The 17950-nt window shown below is 67.6% G+C and carries 10 protein-coding genes; 6 read left to right on the top strand and 4 right to left on the bottom strand.

Annotated features, from left to right (window positions below):
• Positions 1–14 precede the first annotated feature (14 nt).
• From BN159_RS12435 to BN159_RS12415, 5 genes are all read left to right on the top strand, one after another.
• Complete coding sequence (locus tag BN159_RS12435) at positions 15–1220, top strand: substrate-binding domain-containing protein (protein ID WP_015657329.1); 1206 nt, start codon at positions 15–17, stop codon at positions 1218–1220.
• The gene (locus BN159_RS12430; protein ID WP_015657328.1) at positions 1220–2056 is read left to right on the top strand and encodes a sugar phosphate isomerase/epimerase family protein; all 837 of its coding nucleotides are present in this window, start codon (positions 1220–1222) and stop codon (positions 2054–2056) included. The genes BN159_RS12435 and BN159_RS12430 overlap by 1 nt, the downstream gene beginning before the upstream one ends.
• A gap of 87 nt (positions 2057–2143) precedes the next feature.
• Positions 2144–5695, top strand: a complete 3552-nt coding sequence (locus tag BN159_RS12425; protein ID WP_015657327.1) for a ThuA domain-containing protein — start codon at positions 2144–2146, stop codon at positions 5693–5695.
• 356 nt (positions 5696–6051) lie between these two features.
• Positions 6052–9057 (top strand): family 16 glycoside hydrolase, encoded by a 3006-nt coding sequence (locus BN159_RS12420; RefSeq protein ID WP_051113504.1) that lies wholly within the window; start codon positions 6052–6054, stop codon positions 9055–9057.
• Between the two features lie 360 nt (positions 9058–9417).
• Positions 9418–10668: an IS701 family transposase gene (locus BN159_RS12415; protein ID WP_015657325.1), complete on the top strand. Its 1251-nt coding sequence runs from the start codon at positions 9418–9420 to the stop codon at positions 10666–10668.
• Between the two features lie 128 nt (positions 10669–10796).
• Here BN159_RS12415 and BN159_RS12410 read toward each other — a convergent pair whose 3' ends face one another.
• From BN159_RS12410 to BN159_RS12395, 4 genes are all read right to left on the bottom strand, one after another.
• On the bottom strand, positions 10797–11696 hold the full coding sequence (locus BN159_RS12410) for a carbohydrate ABC transporter permease (RefSeq protein WP_015657324.1): 900 nt from the start codon (positions 11694–11696) through the stop codon (positions 10797–10799).
• On the bottom strand, positions 11693–12856 hold the full coding sequence (locus tag BN159_RS12405; RefSeq protein ID WP_015657323.1) for a carbohydrate ABC transporter permease: 1164 nt from the start codon (positions 12854–12856) through the stop codon (positions 11693–11695). Before BN159_RS12405 ends, BN159_RS12410 begins: the two co-directional genes overlap by 4 nt.
• A gap of 6 nt (positions 12857–12862) precedes the next feature.
• Positions 12863–14107: a sugar ABC transporter substrate-binding protein gene (locus BN159_RS12400; RefSeq protein WP_015657322.1), complete on the bottom strand. Its 1245-nt coding sequence runs from the start codon at positions 14105–14107 to the stop codon at positions 12863–12865.
• A gap of 125 nt (positions 14108–14232) precedes the next feature.
• On the bottom strand, positions 14233–15297 hold the full coding sequence (locus BN159_RS12395; protein WP_015657321.1) for a LacI family DNA-binding transcriptional regulator: 1065 nt from the start codon (positions 15295–15297) through the stop codon (positions 14233–14235).
• A gap of 121 nt (positions 15298–15418) precedes the next feature.
• On the opposite strand from BN159_RS12395, the gene BN159_RS12390 reads away from it, so the two are divergent.
• The gene (locus BN159_RS12390; RefSeq protein WP_015657320.1) at positions 15419–17545 is read left to right on the top strand and encodes an amylo-alpha-1,6-glucosidase; all 2127 of its coding nucleotides are present in this window, start codon (positions 15419–15421) and stop codon (positions 17543–17545) included.
• Positions 17546–17950: the final 405 nt, after the last annotated feature.

The following is a 17950-nucleotide window of genomic DNA, read 5'->3' as shown; positions in this document are numbered from 1 at the left end:
CCGGAAGGTAGATCATGAGAGTTCCACCCAGACGCCTGCTCACAGGCGTGGCCCTGGCCGCGCTGCTGCCGCTGGCGGCCTGCTCCAGCGACAAGCCCGAGGTGTCCGCGTCTACTTCGGAGACGCCCTCGTTCGGCGAGCAGAACAACACCGGCGCCCAATCGAAGTTCTTCAACCAGGCCGACTACGACGCCCAGTTGGCGATGCGGTCGAAGACCCCCGAGGGACCGGAGGGCAAGCCCTGGGAGCAGATGATCGACCCGGAGATGGTCGACACCGCGAAGCACAAGAAGGACGGCCCGTACAAGCTGTGCTTCTCCAACGCGGCCGTCAACAACCCCTGGCGGCAGGTGGGTTGGAAGACCATGCAGGAAGAGGCCGCGCTGCACAAGGAGATCGCGGCCTTCACCGCCCTGGACGCCGAGGGCAAGGACGACAAGCAGATCTCCGACATCGCCGAACTTCAGGAAAAGGACTGCGACGCGCTGATCGTCTCGCCCAACACCACCGCGACGCTCACCCCTGCGGTCACCGGGGCCTGCCCGAAGGTACCGGTCATCGTGTTCGACCGCGGCGTCGACACCGACTGTCCGGTTACCTTCATCAAGCCCATCGGGGGCTACGCCTTCGGCGCGGACGCGGCGGAGTTCCTGATCGACAAGGTCGAGCCCAAGGGCAAGATCCTCGCCCTGCGGATCCTGCCCGGTGTGGACGTGCTGGAGACCCGCTGGTCGGCCGCCAAGGTGGCGTTCGACAAGTCCGACCTCGACGTCGTCGGAGTCGAGTTCACCGACGGGGACGCGGCCAAGACCAAGTCCATCGTCAGCGACTACATCCAGCGCGAAGGCAAGATCGACGGCATCTGGATGGACGCCGGCGCCACCGCGGTCCCCGCCGTCGAGGCCTTCGAGGACGCCGGCCTGCCCGTACCGCCGATCAACGGCGAGGACCAGCAGGACTTCCTGCAGAAGTGGAAGGACTCGGACCTGACGGCGATCGCCCCGACCTACCCCACCTACCAGTGGCGCACGCCTGTCATCGCCGCACTCAAGATCCTCAAGGGTGAGCAGGTCCCCAAGGTCTGGAACCTGCCCCAGCCGAGCATCACCCAGGACAACCTCTCCACCTACCTCAAGCCCGGCATGCCTCCCCTGCACTACGCCCTGTGCGGCTGCGAGGACATGCCCGGCTACCCGAAGAAGTGGGGTGGAAAGGAGTAATGCGTCCCCTCGGCGTCAACACCTGGGTCTGGACCTCGCCGTTGACCGACGAGTCCCTGCGGGAACTGGCGCCCCGGATCGCCCACTGGGGGTTCGACGTGATCGAACTCCCGGTGGAGCACCCGCGGGACTGGAACCCGGAAGAGACGGCCGCGCTGCTCAGCAGTCTTGGTCTGGCCGCCTCGGTCGTCCTGGTGATGCCACCCGGCCGGGAACTGGTCGCCTCCCCTGCCGTCGCCGACACCCAGGACTACCTGCGGCACTGCGTCGACGTCGCCGTGACGGTCGGAGCCCCGGCCGTCAGCGGCCCCGCCTACGCCTCGGTCGGCCGCACCTGGCGGATGGACGCCGCCGAGCGCAAGGCCGTCTACGCCGAGCTGCGCGAGAACCTGAAGCCGGTCGTGGCCTACGCCGGTGAGCGCGGCGTAAGGATCGGAATCGAACCCCTCAACCGGTACGAGACCAGCGTCATCAACACCGTCGAGCAGGCCCTGGACGCCCTGCCCGAGGAGTGCGGGCTGCTGCTGGACACGTACCACCTGAACATCGAGGAGGCCGATCCCCTCGCGGCGGTCCGCGTTGCGGGCGACCGGATCGCCCACCTTCAGGTGTGCGGGACCGACCGCGGCACGCCCGGCGCCGACCACTTCGACTGGACCGGCTTCGCCTCGGCCGTCGACGACAGCGGATATCAGGGCCCGCTCGTCATCGAATCCTTCACCGCCGACAACGCCACCATCGCGACGGCCGCCTCCGTCTGGCGACCGCTCGCGGCGACACAGGATGCCCTGGCCACGGACGGCCTGGCATTCCTCCGCGCCTTGACGCGGACCTAGTGCAGCTCGGAGCCGCCGAGCTGGCCGGCCCGGCCCGGTGGCCCCGGACCGTGCCGGCGGAACCCTTCCCCGAAAGGTACCCCCCTCATGCGCAGATCAGTGTTGATCCGTGCACTATCGGCCGCCCTCGCGGCCATGCTGTCGCTGCTATGTCTCCAGGCACTTCCCGCCTCCGCACACGACGACGTTCGGGTGCTGCTGTTCACCAAGACCGCCGCCGGGGCATACCGGCACGACTCGATACCCGCCGGCATCAAGATGGTCGAGGACCTGGCCGCGTCCGACGGCTTCCAGCTCGTCAAGAGCGAGGACTCGGCAATCTTCAACGCGACCGACCTGGCAGGCTTCGACGCCATCATCATGTTGCAGAACTCCGGCATGGTGTGGGACACCGACGCCCAGCGCACGGCCATGCAGAACTACGTGCGCAGCGGCAAGGGCATCGTCGCCATCCACAACACCACCGACATGAACGTCGAGGGTCAGTTCCCGTGGTGGGACCAACTCCTCATGGGCGGTGCCCACATGACCGCGCACTCCGCGACCCTCAAGGGCACGGCGAAGGTCGCCGACAAGGTGCATCCCTCCACCAAGGGCCTGCCGGACCGGTGGGAGCGCACCGAGGAGTGGTACAACTTCGACCGCAACTTCCGCGGCGACGCGCATGTGCTGGTCTCCGCCGACGAGACGACGTACGACGCGGGACCGTCCAAGATGGGCCACGACCATCCGATCTCCTGGTGCCGTCAGGCCGAGGGCGGCAAGGTCTGGGCCACCGCGATGGGCCACACGGCGTCGACCTACTCGGAAGAGAACTTCAAGAAGCACGTGCTCGGCGGCATCGAGTGGGCCTCCGGTGCCGAACCCGGGGACTGCGGCGGCACGGTGGCCAGCCGCTTCCAGAAGGTCACTATCGACAGTCAGCCGGCCCAGCCGATGGCACTGGACGTGGCCGCGGACGGCACCGTCTTCTATGTCGAGCGGCTCGGCAAGGTCAAGATGATCAAGACGGCGGGCGGAAGCAGCACGACCACCACGGTGGCCACGCTGAACGTCTACACCGGTGGTGAGGACGGGGTGATCGGCATCGCGGCCGACCCGGGCTTCGCCACCAACAAGCGCGTCTACATCAACTACTCACCCGCCGGCAGTTCCGAGATCGTCCGGGTCTCGCGGTTCACGCTCAACTCGGCCGGGACCGCACTGGACATGGCCAGCGAGAAGAAGATCATCGAGATCCCGGCCTGGCGCAACCCCGAGCCCGGACACAGCGGCGGGAACATCGAGTTCGGACCCGGCGGCAACCTCTACATAGGTGTCGGCGACGACGTCAAGCCCTCGGAGTCCGGCGGGTACACGCCGATCGACGAGCGGGCGGGCCGCGAGCGGTTCGACGCCCAGGGGACCTCCGCCAACACCAACGACCTGCGGGGCAAGATCCTGCGGATCCACCCCGAGGAGAACGGCGGTTACACGATCCCGGAGGGAAACATGTTCCCGCCCGGCACCGCCAAGACCAAGCCCGAGATCTACGTCATGGGCTGGCGCAACCCGTTCCGGTTCAACGTGGACCCGGTGAACGGCTGGATCTCGGCCGCGGACTACGGCCCCGACGCCGGCAGCGCGAACCCCAACCGCGGGCCCGAGGGCATCGTCGAATGGAGCCTGGTCAAGGGCCCCGGCAACTACGGCTGGCCGTACTGCATCGGCGACAACACCCCGTTCAACGACTACAACTTCGACACCAACACCTCGGGCGCGAAGTTCAACTGCGCCGCCCCAGTCAACAACTCGCCCAACAACACTGGCCTGACGAACCTGCCGGCTTCCAAGCCCGCGACCGTCTGGTACGACTACCACGCCGGCTCGCCCTATCCGGAGATGGGCACCAGCGGCCCCGCCGGCCCGATGGGTGGACCCTTCTACCACTACGACGCCGCGAGCACCTCCGACCGCAAGTTCCCCCAGTACTACGACAAGACACCGTTCTTCTTCGAGTGGAGCCGCAACTACATCCGGGAGATGCGGCTTGACGGCAGCGGCGACCTCCTGAAGATCAACAACTTCGTGCCCGGCCTCAACCTCAAGTCGACCATGGACATGGACTTCGGTCCCGACGGAGCGCTGTACTACCTCGACTGGGGCACCGGCTGGTTCGAGGACCACTCCGATGACGGTGTCTACCGGGTCGACTACATCACTGGCGGCAACCGGGCCCCGCTTGCGAAGGCCAAGGCCACCCCTGACTCCGGGCAGTCACCCCTGAAGGTCGAGTTCTCCTCGGCCGGATCCTCCGACCCGGACGGCGACGATCTGACCTTCGCGTGGGACTTCGACGGGAACGGCAGCACCGATTCCACCGCCGACAACCCGACGCACACGTACTCGGCCAACGGCAAGTACACCGCACGGCTCACGGTGAAGGACCCGGGCGGCAAGACCGGCTCGGCGACCGTCGAGGTCACCGTCGGCAACACCCGACCGGTCGTCACCTTCGAGGAACCGCCCAACGGCGGATTCCTCGCGGCGAACAACACCGTCAACTACAAGGTGAAGGTCACCGACCCCGAGGACGGCACCGCGATCGACTGCTCCAAGGTGTCCGTGCTCTACGCGATCGGCCATGACGATCACAGCCACGACGTGGCCACGAAGTACGGCTGCACCGGCTCGTTCCCCACGAACAGCGGGGGGCATGACGACACCGCCAAGTTCTTCCACGTCCTGACCGCGAAGTACACCGACAAGGGAGGCCTCGAAGGCTCGACGAGCGCCATGCTCCACCCGATGCACAAGCAGGCCGAGCACTACAGCGACTTCTCCGGGATCCGCGTCGTCGACCAGAGCGGGGCGGAGAACGGCAAGCGCATCGGCGACATCTCCAACAACGACTGGATCGCTTTCAAGCCGCTCAGTCTGAAGAACATCACCTCGGTGTCGTTCCGGGTGTCCTCGCCCGCGGACAGCGGTGCCTCGATCGAGCTGCACACCGGATCGGCCACCGGCCCGTTGGTTGCCAGCCAGAAGATCCCGAGTACCGGAGGATGGGACACCTACGTCTCCCTGCCGGCTGTGCCGGTGAACGCCTCCGGTGACACGGACACCCTGTACGCGGTGTTCAAGTCACCGGTCGCCGGGCCCTTCGACCTCGACGCGATCACCTTCCACGGTCCCGGAGTCGGGACGCCGGGAAGTGGTGGCGACATCGAGCCGGGACACCACTACAGCCTGACGTCCGTGCACAGCAATCAGCTCGCCAACGTCTCCGGTTTCAGCAAGGACGACCTGGCGAAGGTCATCCAGTGGCCGAGTACCGGCGCTGACAACGAGAAGTGGCTGGTCACCTCGGCGGGCAACGGGGCCTACACCCTGACCGCCAAGCACAGCGGCAAGTGCATGGACGTCCAGGGCGAGAGCAAGGACGACAAGGCGAAGATCGTCCAGTACGCCTGCCGCGGCGGCGCGAGCAACCAGCAGTGGCGGTTGGAGTCCGCGGGCTCGGGCGTGTGGAAGGTCGTCTCGGTGAACAGCGGCAAGTGCCTGGACGTGCCCGCGTTCGCCAAGGACGCAGCCCAGCTGGAGCAGTACACCTGCAACAACGGCACCAACCAGCAGTGGAGGCTCACCAAGCTGGACTGAGCCGGCGACCGGGTGCCCGGTACCTCCGGGCACCCGGTCGTGACCTCTGCGCCCACAGACCCCCCGCGGTCGCTCCTCCCCTGAGAGAACGTCTGGCTTCCCCCCCCCGCTGCCATGGACGTTCCACCGGGACGGCCGCGGGGTCCCCCCCCGTGCGCCCCGCACGGTGCACAGCCTTCCCTGACAACCGGCGGCTGCAGAGGCCGATTGTCGTTCTCGTGTGTCCGAGAGCGAATTGCGGCCGCCGCCGGCGGATCCACTCAACCGAAAGGAAAACGCGGATGCTTCTCAGCCGACATCGAGACCCCAAGGGCAGGGTGACATGGCCACCTGTCCTGCGTGGACGATCTGGAGCGATGCCGGAAGCGGCCAGGCCGCTGTCGCCCGCAACTGGCCGACGACGTACGTCGATCGTGGCCCTCAGCCTGTTCGTCGTCGCGCTGTCGAGCTTCGTCTCGCCGGCGCGGGCCGCCGAGGACCTGCCGGAACAGACACCCGGTGTCACTCTGCGGACGTATGACGTCGGCGTTGAGCTGTCCGGGCTGTGCACGCTGAAGCCGGGGCAGACACCGAACGTCGACAAGCTGATGCCCAGCATCGACTGGACGTCCGACGCCGACTTCGGACTGACCGACAAGTTCGTCACCCAGGTCATCGCCAACATCAACATCACCACGGCGGGATCCCACACGTTCCGGCTCACCAGCGACGACGGTGCTCGGCTGACCATCGGGGACAAGATGGTCATCGAGAACGACGGCCGCCACGCCCCGACATCGAAGGACGGCTCGATCGAGCTCGCCGCCGGCTACCACTCCCTGCGCATTGACCACTTCGACCACTTGTCCGAACAGCGGCTCAGGCTGGAGTGGCGGAAGCCGGGATCATCACAGTTCGAGCTCGTACCGCAGTCGGTTCTGAGCACCGACAAGGGCGTGGTGCGCGTGACCGCACCAGGCCGCAAAGAGTGCGTCGGCGGGAGCGACGAGCCCGGCGACGGTATGCCGCTGAATGCGGTGCACCCTGACTACAAGCTCACCAACCTGCGACCCTCGGGGTTCGAGCCGCAGGTCGGCGGGATGGACTGGCTGCCGGACGGCCGACTCGCCATCACTACATGGGGCGGCTCGGAGAAGAAGCTCGGCGAGGTCTACCTTCTGGACCACGTCACCGGCACCACATCGCCGGATCAGGTGACGACCAAGAAGATAGCCTCCGGCTTGCAGGAGCCCATGGGCATCAAGTACGTGGACGGCAAGCTCTACGTGGCGGAGAAGTCCCGGCTGGTGGAGCTGAACGACACCAACGGCGACGAGGTCGCCGACGACCTTCGGACCGTGGCCACCTGGCCGTTCAGCGGAAACTTCCACGAGTTCGCGTTCGGGCTGCTGTACAAGGACGGGGACTTCTATCTCAACAAGTCCGTGGCCATCAACTTTGGCGGCGCCACCACCGACCCTCAGCCGGCGCAGAACCGGGGCACCACCATCAAGGTGAACAAGGCGACCGGCAAGGTGGAAACCCTCGCAGGCGGTCTGCGCACCCCCAACGGAATCGGCTGGGGGCCGGAGGACGGGATCTTCGCCACCGACAACCAGGGCGGTTGGCTGCCCGCGTCGAAGCTGGTGCACATCAAGCCGGGACGGTTCTTCAACCACTACACCAATCCCGCAGGCCCGTTCGACGACAAGCCGGTGACGCAGCCGGTGCTGTGGCTGCCGCAGAACGAGATCGGGAACTCACCGAGCAACCCGATCCACCTGAAGGAGGGCCCGTTCGCCGGTCAGATGCTGATCGGTGACGTGACCTACGGCGGCATCCAGCGGGCGTTCCTGGAGAAGGTCAACGGTGAGTACCAGGGCGCAGTGTTCCGTTTCACGCAAGGGCTTGAGGCCGGTGTCAACCGGATCAGCGTCGGCCCGGACGGTGCCATCTACGCGGGCGGCATAGGTGGCGGCGGCAACTGGGGCCAGGAGGGCAAGCTCAACCACGGTCTGCAGAAGCTGACGCCCAATGGGAACAACGCCTTCGACATCAAGGCGATGCGCGCGGTGGACGGCGGGTTCGAGTTCGAGTACACCCAACCGTTGTCCGCCGAGACCGCGAACGCGCTGAAGGACAAGTACAAGGTGAAGCAGTGGCGGTACGAGCCGACCGCGGGCTACGGGGGGCCGAAGGTTGACGAAAAGTCGCTTTCGGTCGATTCTGCGACGCTGTCTGTAGACCGTAAGAAGGTGACGGTCAAGATCGCGGATCTCAAGCCGGGACACGTCGTGCACGTTCGTTCGCCGCGTCCGTTCAGCTCCGAGTCCGGGAAGTCGCTGTGGAGCACCGAAGCCTGGTACACGCTCAACGCGACCCCGAACGGTTCAGGTACGGATCCCAGGTACGAAGCCGAGAGCGCGCAACTCAGCGGTGGCGCGGCGGAGATGCGGGACCACCAGGGCTACACGGGCAACGGCTTCGTGGCCGGCTACGGGACCGCGGGGGCGAGCACGCAGTTCACCGTGAACGCCGAGTCGGCCGGCACGTACAACGTCGGTCTCCGCTACTCGAACGGTCCGCACCCTTTCACCGGGACCAAGACGATAAGCGTCTACGTGAACGGCACCAAGGCGAAGCAGGTACGGCTCGCCGACACCGGTTCCTGGGATAAGTGGGCCACACAGGTGGAAGCGCTGGACCTCAAGGCGGGCGCGAACACCATCACCTACAAGAGGGACGGCGACGACAGCGGACACGTCAATCTCGATCACCTCACCGTGGCCAAGGCGCAGCGGATCGACTTGTTCAACGGCGGGAACTTGGACGCATGGGAGAAGACAACTGGTGGCGCGGCGACATGGCCGATCGCCAACGGCTCCATGGAGTCCGCCGGCGGGGACATCCGCACCAAGCAGAAGTTCGGCGACTTCAAGTTGCACGCCGAGTGGCTGGAGCCGAACTACCCGTCGGACGTCACCGGACAGCAGCGCGGTAACAGCGGTGTGTACCTCCAGGAGCGCTACGAGATTCAGGTATTGGACTCCTACGGTGACACCACGTTGACGTCCAACGAGGCTGGTGGCATCTATTCGAAGCGGGCGGCGGACCGCAACATGGCGACTGCCCCGGGCACATGGCAGACGTACGACATCACGTTCCGTGCGGCGCGTTACAACAGTGACGGCAAGAAGGTCGACGACGCGCGGGTGACCGTGAAGTGGAACGGTGAAGTGGTCCACAAGGACGTAGCCATCGACGGGGTCACCGGCGGCAGCATCGAGGAAGGGCCATCGCCTGCCTCGATCCGCCTGCAGGATCACGGCGACCCGGGCGAGAACCCCCGATTCCGCAACATCTGGATTGAGCCCATAGCCTGATCCACCGAGGGCCGGGTGACGGTTCTACCGTCACCCGGTTCTCTCGGGCGGCGCTCTCAGGGATGACGCGAAGTACGGTCCTGCGCAGTTCACTCCGTTGGAAAAGCAATGGCCAGCCGGTATTCCGGCGCGCCGACCACCCGACGCGGCTCTGTCGGCGGTGCTGGCCGCACCCACGCTCGGGGTCACGCTCGTCTCCCGGAACGAGACGACGGGCGGATCCGCCCTGGCTTCCCCCTCACCGCGCTCGCCACAAGTGGTGCCATCGGCACGGCACTAGTAGGGCTTGGTCATCTTCATTCGTGAGTGGCGTGTCCGTGGGGTGGGCGGTGTCGTTGGGGTGGTGTGACACCTGAGGAGATGGCTGCGGTCCGGGAGGACCTGGAGGCCTTCGCGGCGGAGTTGTTCGACGGGTTCTTCCGTGCGGATCAGCGGCGTTGGGGGCAGGCGTATGTACGGGGACTGCTGCTGGACGGCAAGCGCAAGTCGGTGGAGCCGATGGCGGCCCGTCTGGGTGAGGACGGCAACCGGCAGGCACTGGCCCACTTTGTGACGACCAGCCGGTGGGATCCAGCTCATGTTCGGGCCCGGCTGGCCTGGAGGATGCACGACGTGATCGGCCCGGAGGCGTTGATCGTGGACGACACCGGCTTCCTCAAGGACGGGGAGGCCTCGGCGTGTGTGTCGCGGCAGTACACCGGCACCGCGGGCAAGGTCACCAACTGCCAAGTGGGCGTCTCGCTGCACCTGGCCCGCGATCATGCCTCGGCCGCGGTGAACTGGCGACTGTTCCTGCCCGCGTCCTGGGACCCCGGCTCCGCCGAAGCCGATCCGGACAAGGTCGCCCGCCGCACCCGCTGCGGGATTCCCGCCCAGGTGGGGCATGTGGAGAAGTGGCAACTGGCCCTGGACATGATCGACGAGACCCGGTCCTGGGGCATCGATGTCCCTCTGGTCGTCGCGGACGCCGGCTACGGCGATACCGCCGCGTTCCGTCACGGCCTGGAAGAACGCAGCCTGCCCTATGCGGTGGGTATCTCCTCGCGTCACACCGCTCATCCGGCCGATGCCCGGCCCGTCCAGCCCGCCTACGCGGGCACCGGCCGGCCACCCAAGATGCACTACCCCGAGCCGGCGCAGACTATGAAAGACCTGGTTGTCGCGGCCGGCCGGACAGCCGCACGACCGGTGTCCTGGCGGGAAGGCTCCCGGCCGGGCAAAGGCGTCAGCGGCTTCAAACGTATGCACTCGCGGTTCGTGGCCCTGCGCATCCGACCGGCCGGGCGCGGGGTCCGTCAGGCAGGCGATGGCCCTGAGCTGCCTGAACGGTGGCTGCTGGCCGAATGGCCCGCCACCGAACCCGAACCTGTGCAGTTCTGGCTCTCCAACCTGCCCTCCGGCCTGCCGCTGGCCACGTTGGTGCGGCTGGCCAAGCTGCGCTGGCGCATCGAGCACGACTACCGCGAGATGAAACAGGCCCTGGGACTGGCCCACTTCGAAGGCCGCACCTGGAACGGCTGGCACCACCACGTCACCCTCGTCGCCGCCGCCCACGCCTTCTGCACCCTGCAAGGACTGGCACGAAACCCAAAAGACACCGCGCAGGTCTAAGCCTCTACCAAGTCGTCCGTGAACTACAGACGCTCCTCGCCACCTGGACCGGCGCCTGCCCCACCTGCCACCGCAACATACCCACACCACAACGAACCTGACCAAGCACTACTAGGAGAGCCCGAGGGCTATTCCTTGACGGCTCCGGCGTTGGCGCCTTGGACGAAGTAGCGCTGGAAGCAGAAGAACAGCGCGGCGACGGGCAGGGTGGCCAGCAGGGCTGCGGCCAGTTTCAAGGGGTATTGGGTGCCGCCTCCCAGGCCGCCGGAGACGAGCCGGGCGAGGCCGGTGGTGAGGGTTTCGTACTGGCTGGACTGGGTGGCCACGAGGAAGTGGGTGAACTCGTTCCACGATCCCTGGAACGACAGGATGGTCAGGGTCAGCAGGGCGGGCCGGGCCATGGGCAGGACGATCGACCAGAAGGTGCGCAAGACGTCGGCGCCGTCGACGCGGGCGGCCTCTTCCACTTCTCGGGGGATCGACTCGAAAAACTGCTTCATGATGAAGATGCCGGCTGCGTCCACCATGAGCGGAAGGATCATGCCGGTGTAGGTGTCGAAGAGGCCGAAGCTGTTGAGGACCAGGAACCTGGGGATCAGCAGCGCCACTCCGGGTACCGCCATGACGGCGAGGATGAAGCCGAACAGCACGGTACGGCCGCGGAAGCGCAGCCGAGCAAGGGCGTAGCCGGCCATCGAGTCGAACAGCACGCGTCCGGCGGTGACGACGACGGCGACGAAGGCGGAGTTGCCGAGCCAGCGCAGGAACGGGACTCCGTCGCCGGCTTGGCTGAGTCCGAACAGGCGCTGGTAGGCGGCGGTCGTGGGGGTGGTGGGGAGCAGACCGAGGGGGTGGGTCGCCGCGTCGGGGTCCGTCTTGAAGCCGGTGGCCAGCTGGATCACGAACGGCGCGATGTACAGCAGGCCGAGCGCGGCCACCGCCGTATAACCAAGGGCGCGCAGGGACAGGGGGAAGCGGCCGAGCACGGGCTTGCCCTGTGCCCGGGCGGTCGCGGACTTTGCGCTCATCGGTTCCTCCGGGCGCGAGGGGTGCGCTCCCGGAGCAGGAAGCGTTGTCCGGCGGTCATGGTCAGGATCAGCGTGAGCAGGATGAAGGCGATGGCCGCGCCCTGCCCGAAGTCGGCGTCGCCGAAGGCGGAGGAGTACGACAGGAATGCTGGGGTGAGGGTGGTGTTGCCGGGGGCGCCCTGGCTCATGACGTAGACCTGATCGAAGACCTGCCACGTGCCGATCAGTCCGAGGGTGAGGACGAGGAAGAGCACGGGCCGCAGCGCGGGCAGGGTCACGTACCGCAGCAGTTGGAAGCGGTTGACGCCCTCGATGGCGGCGGCCTCCTCCAGTTCGCGTGGGATGTCTTGGAGGGCGGCGAGGAAGATCAGCATGAAGGTGCCGGAGGTCGTCCACACGGCGAGAAGGATGATCGTGCACATCGCCACGGACGGCCCGGACAGCCACTCGAACCAGGACAGTCCCATGAACGAGTGGTCGGCGAGGGCGCCCGAGGGGTGGTCGGTGTCGACGATGCCGAGGCCGCCCAAGAGGAGGGAGAGTACGCCGCGGGAGTCGTTGAACCAGTTTGGGCCCTTGATTCCGATCCAGGACAGCACGGTGTTGACGGCTCCGCTGCCCTGGAACAGGAACAGGAAGATTGTGGAGACGGCGATCGAGCTGGTGACTGAGGGGAAGAAGAACGCGGTGCGCAGGGCGCTACGGCCGTGCAGCATCCGCTGGTTGACGATGAGCGCCAGCGTCAGCGCGAGGATCGTCTGCAGCGGCACGGTCAGCAGCACGTAGTAGAGGTTGTTGCGCAGCGATGTCGCGAAGAGGGTGCGGTCGAGGCCGTCCTGGGTGAGCAGGGCCCGGTAGTTGTCGAGGCCGACGAAGTCCGCCTGGCCGCTGAAGGGGTTGGACTGGCCGTCCCAGTTGAGCAGGCTCACCCACAGCGCCATCAGGGTCGGCAGGACGAGGAACAGGCCGAGGACGATCACCATAGGGCTGACGAACAGCCAGCCCCAGGCTCCTTCGGCGCGGCGCCCCACGCGCGGGGCGGGCTTGGCGTGGGGCGCCGCGGTAGGGCCGGGCTTGCCGGGCATGTCAGGGATGCCCGGCGAGTCGGCCGTCCGGGGGGTGCCGCCTGCTGCCGTACGGGTGGTGTCGCGGGGAGGCATGGCGGCTCAGTTGCCCTTCGTGAGGGCCTGTTCGCCGTTGCGTTGCAGGTCGGCGAGGATCTTCTTCGGGTCGCCGGTGCTCAGCGCGGCGAGGTCGGTGTTGAACTGGGTGAGGACCTTGTCGAAGCCCGCGACGGTCACCGGGCCCTGCGCGTGGGCGGTGGCGTCGGCCCACGCCTTGGCGGACGGGTACTTCTTCGCGTACTCGGCGAGGGCGCTGGTGCGGGAGGGCATCACGCCGAAGGCGTCCGCGTTCTTCAACTGCTGTGACGCGGTGGTCAGGTACTTCACCAGGTCCACGGCGGCTGCCCGGTGGGCGCTTTCCTGGGCGACGCCCCAGCACTGGCTGAAGGCGAGCGTGCCCTCACCGGCCGGGCCGGCGGGCAGCGGGACCGCCGTGTACTTCACGTCCGGGTAGTCGGCCTTCATTCCGCCGGTGAGCCAGTTGCCCTCGACGGTCATGGCGGCCTTGCCCTTGCCGAGCGCCTCGCCGCCCCAGTTGGTGTCGACCTGGTTGGCGTACTTCAGGGAGCCGGACTTCAGCAGCGACTGCACGTAGTGGAGGGACTGGGCGTTCTGGGTGCTGTCGGCGGTCATCTTCGTCTGGTCGGCGTTGGTTATCCAGCCGCCGGCCTGTTTCATGAAGACGCCGACGCGTGCGTACTCGCCGTTGATGACCAGCCCGGTGACGTCGCCCTTGGTCAGCTTGGCGGCGACGGTCTTGAGTTCGGCCCAGGTGGTCGGGTAGTCCTTCGCGGTCAGCCCGGCCTTCCTCCACAGGTCGTCGTTGATCGCCAGGGCGAGGGTGGAGGTGTCCTTGGGCAGGCAGACCAGCTTGCCGTCGTGGGTGAAGGAGGCGCGCAGTTGGGCGGAGAAGTCGTCCGCGTCCTTGATCTGGTCGCCGTAGGCGTACAGGGAGCCGCCCTTGGCGTAGTTGGCGAACTGGTCGGAGTTGACGTAGAAGGCGTCCGGCGGCTTGTGCCCGGCGAACGACTGGGCCAGCTGCTGGTTGATGTCCTTGGCGACGTCGACGGTCACCGTGTTGCCGGACTGCTCGGCCCAGGCTGCTGCCGCATCCTTGACGGCCTTGGTCTCCGCGTCCCCCGAGGAGGCGATCAGCACCGTCAGGTGCTGCTTTTCACTGGTGTCCTGCGTGGTCTTCTCGTCGCTGCCGAAACTCGACGAGCAGCCTGTGGCGGCCAGCATGGCCGCACAGGTGACGAGAGCCGCTACGGCCGTACGGTTGCGCATTGCTTCCTCCGAGGGTTACGGGTGGTACTTGCGGCTCCGCCCGGGCACACGACGGCGTGCGCCAGGGATGTGGGGGTGGAGGAGGGCGGAGCGATTGGGGGCGAGGGGACGGGTGGCCGGGGTGGTTACTCGTCCGCGATGGACGTTGAGATCGTGCTGCTGTCGCGGATGACCAGGGACGGTTGCAGCAGGATCCGCTCGGGCGGTGCGTCGGGTGTGGCGATCCGTGCCAGCAGCAGCCGTACGCATTCCTGGCCCACTTCCTCCAGTGGCTGGGCGACGGATGTCAGGGCGGGGGAGAGGATCTCGGCGGTCGGTGAGTCGTCGAAGCCGACGACGGCCACGTCACGGCCGGGCAGCATGCGGCGCTCGCGCAGTGACTGATAGCAGCCGAGGGCCAGCATGTCGCTGGCCGCGATCACCGCGGTCGCGCCCCCGTCCAGCAGCGGCTTCACGGCGGCGCGGGCTGCGTCGATGTCGTTCACACTCTGCCCGCGCCGCCCGCGGGTCGGCAGCCCGTGCCGCTTCATCGCTCGCAGCCAGCCCTCCGCGCGGTCGTCACCGGCGCCGGAGGAACCACGTTCCCAGCCCAGGAAGGCGATCTTGCGGTGCCCCTGGGCGACCAGGTGCTCAACGGCGGCATCCGTGCCCGAGGCGCCGTCGACGTCGACCCAGTCGCCGACCTGGCGCCCCGACCACATCCGGCCGAAGCCGACGAACGGCACGCCCCGCTTGGTCAGCCATGCTTGGCGCGGGTCGCTGCGGTCGGTGCCGCTGAGCACGAAGCCGTCGACCTCGTGCTGGGCCAGCAGTTCCTCGTAGCCCTTCAGGCTTGGGCCGTCGGGCGGGGAGGCGAACAATAGGATCCGGTACCCAGCCTCGTCAACGGCCTGCGACAGGGCGTGCAGGAAGCGGTCCATGACCGCGCCTCCGGCGCCAGGCGGGCTGGGCTGGATGCCGTAGCCGATCAGCTTGCTGGAACGGGTGCGTAGTGTCTGCGCGGCTCGGCTGGGGCGGTAACCCGTTTCGTCGATCGCGCGGCGGACCCGCTCCAGGGTCTCGGGCCGCAGTATGTCCGGCGAGTTGATCGCGTTCGACACGGTCTGCGCAGAGACCCCGGCCCGGGCGGCGACCGTAGCGAGGGTCACCGGGCCGCCCTTGGCCGAGGAATTCTTGCTGGAGCGAGGCATGCGGCTCTCCGGCTTGCAGATGAGGTTTGGATTCAGTTTTAGCGTTCCAAAACCGTTGTCAGAGCTCTGGCGACTGGCTTAGTGTCCTTGGAACGCTAAAACACTGAGAGGTTCTACTCCCTTGGACATCACTGTCAAGACTCAGGACCCCAACGGGTCGGTCACGGAGTCCGTCTCCGCGGTCGGTGGACTACAGCCGTTCCTGCACGACGCCGTCGTCACGCTGTGCGCGCCGAGCCTGGTGATCTCACAGGAAAGCGGGCAGCTCAGCGGGGGCGCGGACGGCTTCTACCACGGCGACCGCCGAGCCCTGTCCCGGCTGACGGTCGCGGCGGAGGGCATCGCCCTGGCGCCGGTCCACGGCGGATTGCGGGGAGCGGACCGGGCGGATTTCCGCGCGATCCTGCGGGGCCTCGGTGAGGTGACGGCGGACCCCGCGGTCGCTCTGCGTCGGCTTCGCCGCACGGTGGCCGGCCGGCTGGAGGAGATCTTCGAGGTCACCAACGCGGGCACCGAGCACGTCCACCTCCGGCTGACGGTGACCGCCGCCACCGACCTCGCCACCATGGAGCAGGTCAAGTCCGGCCAGGTCCTGGAGACGGTGGCGCCGCAGGTCGCGGACGCCGACGGTGTCGGACTGTCCTGGAGCAGCGGCGACTTCAGCGTCCAGTTGGCCAGTGAGCCCGCCCCGGATGCACTCCAGGTGCCGGCGGGGCAGCTGTCGTACGACATCGATCTCCAGCCCGGTGCTTCATGGAGCGTGACACTGCACTGCACCGCGGCCTATGCGGACGGCGACCAGTTCCCGGCCCCGCCCGGTGACCAACTCCCCTGGCGTGTCCCCGCGGTTCGCAGTGCGGACCGCCGTCTTGAGTGGTGGCTTCAGCAGTCACTGGCCGACCTGGACCGCCTGCGTCTCGCGGACCCGCAGTCCTCTGATCCGGACCGGCCGGACCAGTTCCTGGCCGCCGGCGCCCCCTGGTTTCTGACCCTCTTCGGCCGCGACTCGCTCTGGGCGGCCCGTATGCTGCTCCCGCTCGGCACCGCCCTCGCTGCCGGCACTCTGCGCACGCTCGCGCGCCGCCAGGGTGCCGTCACCGACCCGGCCACCGAGGAACAGCCAGGCAAGATCCTGCACGAAGTACGCCGGGACACCCTCCAGTTCGCCGACTCCCTCCTCCCGCCCGTGTACTACGGCACCGTCGACGCCACCTCCCTGTGGATCACCCTCCTCCACGACGCCTGGCGCTGGGGCCTGCCTCCCAGGGACGTCGAACTGCTGCTGCCGCACGCCGAGTCGGCGCTCGCCTGGATGCGCAATCAAGCGGAGGCGAGCAGCGATGGCTTCCTCAAGTACGGCGCCCACAGCGCCCACGGCCTGTCCAACCAGGGCTGGAAGGACTCAGGCGACTCCATCCGCCATCGCGACGGCCGCCTCGCCGCGGCGCCGATCGCACTGTGCGAAGTCCAGGCGTACGCCTACGAGGCGGCACGCGGCGGGGCATCGCTGCTGCGCGCCTTCGGCCGCCCGGGTGCCGACTATTGGGAGGAGTGGGCCGAGCAGCTGGCCGACCGGTTCCGCAAGCATTTCTGGGTGGAGGACGAAAGCGGCCCCTACCCGGCGGTTGCCCTCGACCGGGATGGCCGGCCGGCGGACGCGGTGACTTCGGGCTTCGGCCACCTCCTCGGCACGGGACTGCTCAACGAGGAGGAAAGCGCACTGCTGGCCGCCCGGCTCACTGGCCCCGACCTCGACGCGGGCCACGGCCTGCGCACGCTGAGCAGCAACTCGGTCGGCTTCAACCCCTACGGTTACCACACCGGTTCCATCTGGCCCCACGACACCGCCATCGCCGTGCACGGCCTGATAAGGGCCGGCTTTCCGGATGCCGCCGCATCCCTGGCCCAGGGCCTGCTGACCGCCTCGACCGCCTTCGACGCCCGCCTGCCCGAACTCTTCGCAGGCCACGGCACCGAGGCCGGTCCGCGCCCCGCCCCTTACCCGGCATCCTGCCGACCCCAGGCATGGGCTGCCGCATCCTCGGTCCTCGTGCTCCAGGCCGCCCTGGACCTCCACGCGGACGTCCCCGCCGGAACAGTCACCGTGACGCCCGGCTTCGCCTCGGCGTACGCACCGCTCACCGTGACAGGACTCCAAGTCGGCGGAGGCCAGCTGGACGTCGCGGTCACAGCCGATGGAACAGTGAACGTGACCGCGCCGGAAGGGCTGACAGTGATCACCCCCTGACGCCGGCCACCGAGCGGCTGCGGGCGGCGGATCACCCGGACTTCTCCCACCACTGTTGACGCCACGACGTGCTGATTCATGCCTGGTACTGGGCCCAGACACACCGTGCTGTCTGCCTTCACCGTGGTACTACTCGAACCGGACCCCAAGTGGATCAGCGGCCGGCATGGCCAGCCGCGGCCGCCGTGTTCGCCGTAGGAGCGGACAGAGGCCGCACGGCCAGTTCGGGGGCTGTATGCGGCTGAGCGCAGCCGGACCCTACGTAACGAGTGGGTAACGCGGCGGGATGGTTGGACGCTCTGGCACTCCTCCGGGATGACACATCCTTCGGACTTGGGCACAAACGCTGAGCCAAGATCAGGTTCCGGACCTTGGAGTTCTCGGATGTCGCGTCATTCGTCCGCC

Origin of the sequence: Streptomyces davaonensis JCM 4913, from assembly GCF_000349325.1 — a bacterium.
GTDB lineage: Bacteria > Actinomycetota > Actinomycetes > Streptomycetales > Streptomycetaceae > Streptomyces > Streptomyces davaonensis.
The sequence above is the reverse complement of the archived record's forward strand: the minus strand, read 5'-3'. Positions and strand labels throughout refer to the sequence as shown.

Excerpts from the sequence above, each read along its gene's own strand:
- BN159_RS12435 (WP_015657329.1), top strand. The coding sequence starts at position 15 with ATGAGAGTTCCACCCAGACGCCTGCTCACAGGCGTGGCCCTGGCCGCG.
- BN159_RS12430 (WP_015657328.1), top strand. The coding sequence starts at position 1,220 with ATGCGTCCCCTCGGCGTCAACACCTGGGTCTGGACCTCGCCGTTGACC.
- BN159_RS12425 (WP_015657327.1), top strand. The coding sequence starts at position 2,144 with ATGCGCAGATCAGTGTTGATCCGTGCACTATCGGCCGCCCTCGCGGCC.
- BN159_RS12420 (WP_051113504.1), top strand. The coding sequence starts at position 6,052 with ATGCCGGAAGCGGCCAGGCCGCTGTCGCCCGCAACTGGCCGACGACGT.
- BN159_RS12415 (WP_015657325.1), top strand. The coding sequence starts at position 9,418 with ATGGCTGCGGTCCGGGAGGACCTGGAGGCCTTCGCGGCGGAGTTGTTC.
- BN159_RS12410 (WP_015657324.1), bottom strand. The coding sequence starts at position 11,696 with ATGAGCGCAAAGTCCGCGACCGCCCGGGCACAGGGCAAGCCCGTGCTC.
- BN159_RS12405 (WP_015657323.1), bottom strand. The coding sequence starts at position 12,856 with ATGCCTCCCCGCGACACCACCCGTACGGCAGCAGGCGGCACCCCCCGG.
- BN159_RS12400 (WP_015657322.1), bottom strand. The coding sequence starts at position 14,107 with ATGCGCAACCGTACGGCCGTAGCGGCTCTCGTCACCTGTGCGGCCATG.
- BN159_RS12395 (WP_015657321.1), bottom strand. The coding sequence starts at position 15,297 with ATGCCTCGCTCCAGCAAGAATTCCTCGGCCAAGGGCGGCCCGGTGACC.